Origin of the sequence: Thiocapsa imhoffii, assembly GCF_016583985.1 — a bacterium.
Lineage (GTDB): Bacteria > Pseudomonadota > Gammaproteobacteria > Chromatiales > Chromatiaceae > Thiocapsa > Thiocapsa imhoffii.
This window is the reverse complement of sequence record NZ_NRSD01000046.1, coordinates 1-7404: the sequence shown is the minus strand read 5'-3', so window position 1 is coordinate 7404 and position 7404 is coordinate 1. Positions and strand designations below refer to the sequence as shown.

Sequence of the window (7404 nt, the reverse complement as noted above, 5' to 3'; positions counted from 1 at the left end):
GGCAGGGGGCAGGTTGAGTCCGACCCTTGAACCTCTACCCACCGAGGTTAGTTCAGTACCGGCTTCGAGCGGCAGGACGGCAGAGGATCCGGTTTTTGGTGCGGACCCGTTGTCGGGGAGGGAGCGTTGCCGCGTCCGCACTTCTCGAGGTGTGCTCAAGACTGCGGCGGGACATAACCCTGGGGCATTTCGACGCCTTCGCCGAAGAAATACTTCTCCATCTGCTCCTCGAGAAACCGGCGTGCTTTCGGGTCCATTGGGCTGAGACGATTTTCGTTGATCAGCATCGTCTGATGACGCAACCAATCCTGCCACGCCTGCTTGGAGACGTTGGCGTGAATCCGTTGACCAAGATCGCCCGGATAAGGCGCACGGTCGAGACCCTCGGCTTCGTGGCCGAGTTTTACGCAATGCACCATGTGGGTCATCCGATGTCTCCTCTGTGGGCAGGACGTTCTCCGTGGAAATCGTCCAAAATGGCTTTAACGGGCGTGGGTAGGCCGTACGACAGCGTGTCGGCTTGCGTCATCCAGCGTCGATGAGGTTGGTCGGCGATCAACGCGGTCGGCGTCGAGAGGTGGATCGCAGCGACACGGATATCGAGGCTGAAGTGAGAGAAGTTGTGACGGCGCGAGGCGATCATTTCAACCCGATCCGGTCTCGCACCGAGGTGCGCCAGACACCAATCGGCTGGATCAGCGCTCGGGTCGAGTTCCGGAAGACTCCACAGACCGCCCCAAACCCCGTGCCGCGAGCGCTGCTCCAGCAGCAGCTCGCCCGCTGGAGTCATGACGATCAGCATTAAGGTCGTGCGTGCGGGTCGCTGCTGGCGCGGTCGTGGCGTCGGCAACTCGCCTTGGCGCCGTGAGTGCCGCGCGCTGCAATGCGCGGCCAGTGGGCAGCGTTCGCAGTCCGGGGCGCGCCTGGTACAGAGCGTCGCCCCGAGGTCCATCATCGCCTGATTGTACGCGGCCACCCGCTCGGTTGGCGTCAACTGCTCGGCGAGTGACCACAGACGATCGAGGACATGGCGGTGTCCGGGCCATCCCGCGACACCAAACACACGTGCCAGGACGCGCTTGACGTTGCCATCCAAAATGGGATGCCGCTGTCCGAGTGCGAGTGAGAGGATCGCGCCGGCCGTCGAGCGGCCGATCCCAGGCAGCGCCACAACCGACTCGATCTGTTCGGGAAAAACGCCGGCATGCTGGTCGCGAATCAAAACCGCGGACCGCCGTAGATTGCGGGCCCGCGCGTAGTAGCCGAGTCCCGCCCACAGAGCCATTAAGCGATCCTCATCCGCCTCCGCGAGATCCGGGATGGTCGGAAGCTGTTCGATGAAGCGCTCGTAATAGGGAATGACCACCGCGACCTGCGTCTGCTGCAGCATGATCTCGGAGACCCAGACGCGATAGGGGGATGGGTCGCGTTGCCAGGGCAGATTGCGGCGCCCGTGCCGATCGAACCAGTCGAGAACCGACTGAGCGAACCAGTCCGGCGACATCTCCATCATTGCGAGCACGATCGCAGCCGTCGAGGCATGGAAGCCCGGGACCCGCTTTGATTCCAGTTGAACGCGGCTCGAACTGATTCGGGAGCGGGCGGGCGGACAGAAGAATGTGGAGCGGGTGATGGGAATCGAACCCACGCTATCAGCTTGGGAAGCTGAAGTTCTACCATTGAACTACACCCGCGCTTCGACTAGAAGTGTAGGCACTTTAGGGCAAGCAATCAAGACCACGGCCGCGGTGTCCGCGCTCGCGGAGTCATGCCGCAGACTCCGCGCCGCTTGCGAGCACGCACCCGACCACCGGCGTTCGGCCATCGATCGGTCCACCAACCATCATCCTCCAGCTCGCTTCGGGACATTCGGCAGCCCAGGCTCTAGGCATCCATCTGGTACATCTCCTCGACCTCTCGACGAAAGTGCTCGAGGACCCGATTGCGCTTGATCTTCATGGTTGGAGTGAGCAGGCCATTGTCGATCGACCATGGTTCGCGTGTCAGCGTCACCCGCCGGACCTTGGCATAACCTGGAAACCCGTGCAGGGCCGTCGTGATCCGTTTCAGAATCAATTTCTTGAGTTGTGGGTTCTCAAGGCTGTCGGGCTGCTCCGGGTGCAGCCCCTGTTCCTGGGCGAGTGTCCGCCACTGCTCCTCATGCAGGACCACGAGCGCGGTGAGATAGGAATGGCCTTCCCCTAAGACCACGACCTGTTCGATCAGGGGATCCATGGCAATCGCCATTTCCATGTCAGCGGGCGCGACCTTCTCGCCATTGCTCAGGACCAGGATGTCCTTGATGCGGCCAGTGATATACAGGTGTCTTCCAACGATGCGCGCTTGATCGCCCGTGTGCAACCAGCCATCCGCACCGAGCACCCGCGCGGTTGCCGTGGGATCCTTCCAGTATCCCAGCATGACACTCGGACCCTTGACCAAGAGTTCGTCGTCCTCGCCGATCCGCAGCTCGAGACCCTGCAGCGACACCCCAACGCTCTGCGGGATGTTGTCGTCCAACGGATTGCAACTGATGACCGGACTCGTTTCCGTCAAACCATATCCCTGCAGCAGCGGCAGCCCGAGTCCGATGAAGATCCGGGCGACACCGGCGGGCAGCGGCGCGCCACCACTGACGGCGATCCGCAGTCGACCGCCCAGTTTCTCGAGGACCTGATTGGCGACCTTGCGGCGCAGCAGCGGCCACACCAGCAGCATCGGATGCCACCCGGCACGCCCTTGCCGGTGTTCAAAGGCACGCCAACCCGACGCCACGGCAAGGCGAAACAGCCAGCGCACTGGCAGTGGACGTTGCTGGATCTGACTGATGACGCGGTGGTGCACCCGCTCAAACACCCGCGGCACGGCGATGATCACCGTCGGCCGGATGGTTTGCAGATCCTCGGCGAGTTGTGACACTGAGCGAGCGAACGCCACGCTGGCACCAGCCATCATTGGCAGATAATAGCCACCCGTCCGTTCGAGGGTGTGTGATAAAGGCAGAAACGACAGGAACAGGTCCTCTTGAAAGCAATCGATGACCTGGAGGGACGCATGGACATTACTCAGGATATTGCGGTGACTGAGCATCACGCCCTTTGGATGTCCGGTCGTTCCCGAGGTATAGACGATGGTCGCCAGCGCCTCCGGATCACCATCACGCCACGGCAATGCGGGCGCGGTCGCGGGCACCCAGTCCATGGCCAGGACGACACGCGGGTCTGACGCCACCGCATCCAGCGCTGCCGGACCCGGTTCGAGAATCACCACCCGTTGCAGCGACGTCTCCTCCCCAATCGCCGGGGCGAGCCGCAACCAGCGTCCCGCGTCCTGCACCAGCAGAATCCTGACCTTGGCATGTGCGAGGATATAGGCCGCGTTTTCGGGTCGATCGTCCGTGTAGAGCGGGACCGTGACCAGTCCCGTGGCATGCGCGGCTTGATCGAAGACCACCCAATCGGGCCCGTTGCGCAACAGAACGGCGACACGCTCACCCTGCTCGAGTGCCTCGGCGGTCAAAGCCAGATGCCAGCGCGCGACGCGCTGGCCCATCTCGGCCCAGGTCAGCGCCTGCCAGCCCCGATCCCGTTCGTACGATTGGTAGGCGATCTGGTCAGGCGAGCGCTGACACCGTCTCCAGAACAGTCCGTCGAGCGTCTTGGCATCGTCCACGGGGATCACATCCTCGGTACCGGGACCCTGGCCCGGACGGGTGACTTGATTCAAATCCGCACTCCTCTTCGCATGATCCTGTCGGTCTCGCCACGCCAGTCCGGTTCGACAACCAGCGCGGCACGACACACCGGATCAATAGGTTGCAACAGACCACCTCCACCAACCAGAGGCCAGGTCAACCGTCCATTTCGCATACGGCGCCCGGCGTACCCACGCTGGGCATGACGGCCGTGGAGGAGATACCGTGCAGTGTGCACGATTCTCGCTTCTTCATGATACGGCACGCGCCAGCACCGAGACCTCATCCGCCTGGGGTCTCCCTCCAAGTGAACCCGGTCAAGGCCGACGACGCGCGCGGCCGGCGAGCCTGAAAAAACCGCGCACCCACTCCTGCGTGCTCTGCTATCTTGGGGCAAGCGAGACGCACTTTCGAGCAGACTGAGCCCATCGGGATCATCCGCCATGGGAAGGCCGAGCATCTTCATCGAACCGCTTGTTCCTTCGATTCATTCTGATAGTATAAGAAAATACTAATATTCAAACGGGGCTGCCACCATGCATCTCACCCAAGTCCTCGCGAGCATCGCCGCGGTCGTTGCGCTGAATCTTCATGCCGAAGCACCGGTGGCGCTCGACACGGCACCCGCCGAATTCCAAACGCTCGCGCGCGAGTATCGGCTCGACGGCATCGTCGAAGCCGTGAATCGAACCACGGTTTCAGCTCAGACGCAGGGCCAGGTTGAAGCGATCCTCTTCGATGTCGAGGACTTCGTGGAGAAAGACATGATCGTCGCGCGCCTGCGCGACACCGAACATCGCGCACGCGTCGCCCAAGCCGCGGCCGATCTCAAATCGGCGTCCGCGCGACTCGAACAAACCCGCGAGGAATATAACCGGATCCTGGGGTTGTTCGAGAAACGCAATGTCTCCGAGTCGGCCATGGACCAAGCCAGGGCCGATCTGGAGTCGGCCCAGGCCGCCTTGGAGGCCTCCACCGCGCGCCTCGAACAGGCCCAGGAGCAACTTGAATACACCCAGATCCGAGCGCCCTACTCCGGGATCGTGACACAGCGTCATATCGAGGTCGGCGAAATCGCCAGCCCCGGGCAACAGGTCATGAGCGGTATTTCCCTCGATCAATTGCGCGTCGTCGTCGATGTTCCGCAGAGTGTCATCCCGCCCATTCGTGATGGCGCTAGTGCCCGCATCCATCTCGGACCCGAAGAGGTCATCCTCTCGCAGCGCACAACGATCTTTCCCTTCGCCGATCTGGGATCCAACACCTTTACGGTTCGCCTCGATCTGCCCGAGGGCACGAAGGGCCTGTTTCCCGGGATGTTTGTGAAGACCAGCTTCGAGGTTGGCTCCAAGGAGGAGCTGATGGTGCCGGCCGTGGCCGTGGTGACCCGTTCAGAAGTCACCGGGATCTATGTCGTCGACGAGGATGGCACCATCCGCTTCCGCCAGATTCGGGTCGGACGAGGTGTCGACGGCAAGCTCGTCGTCCTTGCCGGCCTCAGTGAAGGCGAGACGGTTGCCCTCGATCCAATCGCCGCCGGCGCCTTGCTGCGTGCACGTTTGAACGCCACGGATCAGGCAATGGGGGCGGACAATGGCTGAACAACTCGGCATTTCGGGCCGCATCGCCCAGCGTTTTCAGAATACCGAGATCACCCCACTGCTCGCCGTCGTCGGGCTGCTGCTGGGGCTTTTCGCCATCCTGGTCACGCCGCGCGAGGAAGAACCCCAGATCAATGTCACCTTTGCCGATATCTTCATCCCCTTCCCCGGGGCCTCGGCAACCGAGGTCGAACACCTGGTGGCCGGTCCCGCCGAACAGGTGCTTTCGGAAATCAAGGGGATCGAACATATCTTCTCCGTGTCACGCCCCGGGATGGCCGTAGTCACCGTGCAGTACAAGGTGGGCGAGGACAACACGGACGCCGTGGTCCGCCTCTTCAGCAAGGTCTTGGCGAATCAAGACTGGCTCCCACCGAATCTCGGCGTCGGCACACCGATCGTCAAGCCCAAGGGAATCGATGACGTCCCCATCATCACCGCAACCCTCTGGTCGGACGATCCCGCGGTGGGCGCCTTCGAGTTGGGCCAGGTCGCCCATGCGCTCGAGCAAGAGATCAAACGCGTTCCCGGCACCCGCGATGTCTTCACCATCGGCGCGCCGTCACAGGTGGTGCGTGTTCTGCTGGACCCGCAGGCTTTGGCAGGTTATCAGATCGATTTGACCGATCTGCGACGCACGCTCCAAGCGGGCAATGTGACTCGCGATAATCTGACGGTCACCGCCAACAACGAAGAAATCCTAGTCCAAGCCGGCACCTTCCTCAGTTGCCCGGACGAACTCAGACAGCTGGTTGTCGGGCTCCATGGTGGGCGCCCGGTCCATCTCGGCGATGTCGCCACCTTGGAGCGTGGCCCGCAGCAACCGGACGCCTACGTGAGCATGGGTTCAGGACGCGGGGCGATCCATACCGGTCTTGATCTGCTCGGCAACACGCCGGCCGTCACCATCGCGATTGCCAAGCAAGATGGCGTCAATGCCGTCTCAGTAGCACACCAGGTGATCGAGCGTTTCGCCCAGTTGCAGGGGACCTTCATCCCCGAGGGCGTGAACATCACGGTCACCCGTAACTATGGGGAAACGGCCGACTACAAGGCCAAGAAGCTGATCACCAAACTCATCTTCGCGACCGCCTCGGTCGTGGTCCTGGTCTGGCTCGCCATCGGTTGGCGCGAGGCGATCATCGTCGGCACCGCGGTCGTCGTCACCCTCGCACTGACCCTCTTCGCCTCCTGGGCCTGGGGATTCACGCTCAATCGCGTCTCGCTCTTCGCTTTGATCTTCTCCATCGGGATCCTCGTCGACGATGCCATCGTCGTGGTGGAGAATATCCATCGCCACATGGCCATGAGTCGGGCAAAGCTGCTCGATCTCATGCCCAAGGCCGTTGACGAGGTCGGTGGCCCCACCATCCTCGCCACTTTTACCGTGATTGCCGCCCTGCTGCCGATGGCCTTCGTCAGTGGCCTCATGGGCCCTTACATGAGCCCGATCCCAATCAATGCCTCAATGGGCATGTTGATCTCCCTGGTGGTGGCCTTCGTCTTCACGCCTTGGATGGCCAATGCCATGATGGGCAAGCGGCATGCCGCGGGGGTGGGTCACGCCGACCACGGGCACCCGGCTGATCACACAGGCGATCCGAACGCGACCGCCGCGCGGGGTCGCCTCGACAGCCTCTTCAAGGTCGTGATCACGCCATTCCTGGCGGGGCGTCAGGGACACCTCAATCGCTGGTTCCTGCTCGTGGGGATCCTGCTCTTGATCGGTGCCTCCTTGATGCTGGTCACCAGCCGGGTGGTCATCCTCAAGATGCTCCCCTTCGATAATAAGAGCGAGTTCCAAGTCGTCTTGGACATGCCCGAGGGCACCAGCCTGGAGCAGACCGCGCGGGTACTCGATGAGATGGGCGAATATCTCTCCACGGTCGCCGAGGTCACCGACTACCAGATCTACGCCGGGACCGCCGCGCCCATCAACTTCAACGGACTGGTGCGACAATACTATCTGCGCGAGGGCGCCCACCTGGGTGACATCCAAGTCAATCTCGTCGACCACAAGCACCGCGATCGCCAAAGCCACGAGATCGCGCTCGCGATGCGACCACCCCTCCAGGAGATCGCATTGCGCTATGGCGGGAACGCCAAGAT

Annotated in this window: 5 protein-coding genes and 1 tRNA gene; 2 read left to right on the top strand and 4 right to left on the bottom strand. The window is 62.3% G+C overall.

The features are described 5' to 3' along the window. Nucleotides 1–155 precede the first annotated feature (155 nt). The 4 genes from CKO25_RS20080 to CKO25_RS20065 form a co-directional block, all read right to left on the bottom strand. A complete protein-coding gene (locus tag CKO25_RS20080) occupies nucleotides 156–428 on the bottom strand; it encodes an oxidative damage protection protein (protein WP_200389732.1) in 273 nt (90 codons plus the stop codon). Beyond that, nucleotides 425–1513: an A/G-specific adenine glycosylase gene (gene mutY / locus CKO25_RS20075; RefSeq protein WP_242467778.1), complete on the bottom strand. Its 1089-nt coding sequence runs from the start codon at nucleotides 1511–1513 to the stop codon at nucleotides 425–427. The genes CKO25_RS20080 and mutY overlap by 4 nt, the downstream gene beginning before the upstream one ends. Before the next feature lie 107 nt (nucleotides 1514–1620). Continuing rightward, nucleotides 1621–1694: transfer RNA gene (locus CKO25_RS20070), tRNA-Gly, on the bottom strand. A 190-nt stretch (nucleotides 1695–1884) separates the two neighbouring features. Next, a complete protein-coding gene (locus CKO25_RS20065; protein WP_200389731.1) occupies nucleotides 1885–3726 on the bottom strand; it encodes an AMP-dependent synthetase/ligase in 1842 nt (613 codons plus the stop codon). A gap of 504 nt (nucleotides 3727–4230) precedes the next feature. Here CKO25_RS20065 and CKO25_RS20060 point away from each other — a divergent pair. Then, on the top strand, nucleotides 4231–5295 hold the full coding sequence (locus CKO25_RS20060; RefSeq protein ID WP_200389730.1) for an efflux RND transporter periplasmic adaptor subunit: 1065 nt from the start codon (nucleotides 4231–4233) through the stop codon (nucleotides 5293–5295). After that, nucleotides 5288–7404, top strand: a 2117-nt coding sequence (locus CKO25_RS20055) for an efflux RND transporter permease subunit (protein ID WP_200389729.1), incomplete at its 3' end; no start/stop codon positions are given. The genes CKO25_RS20060 and CKO25_RS20055, both read left to right, overlap by 8 nt.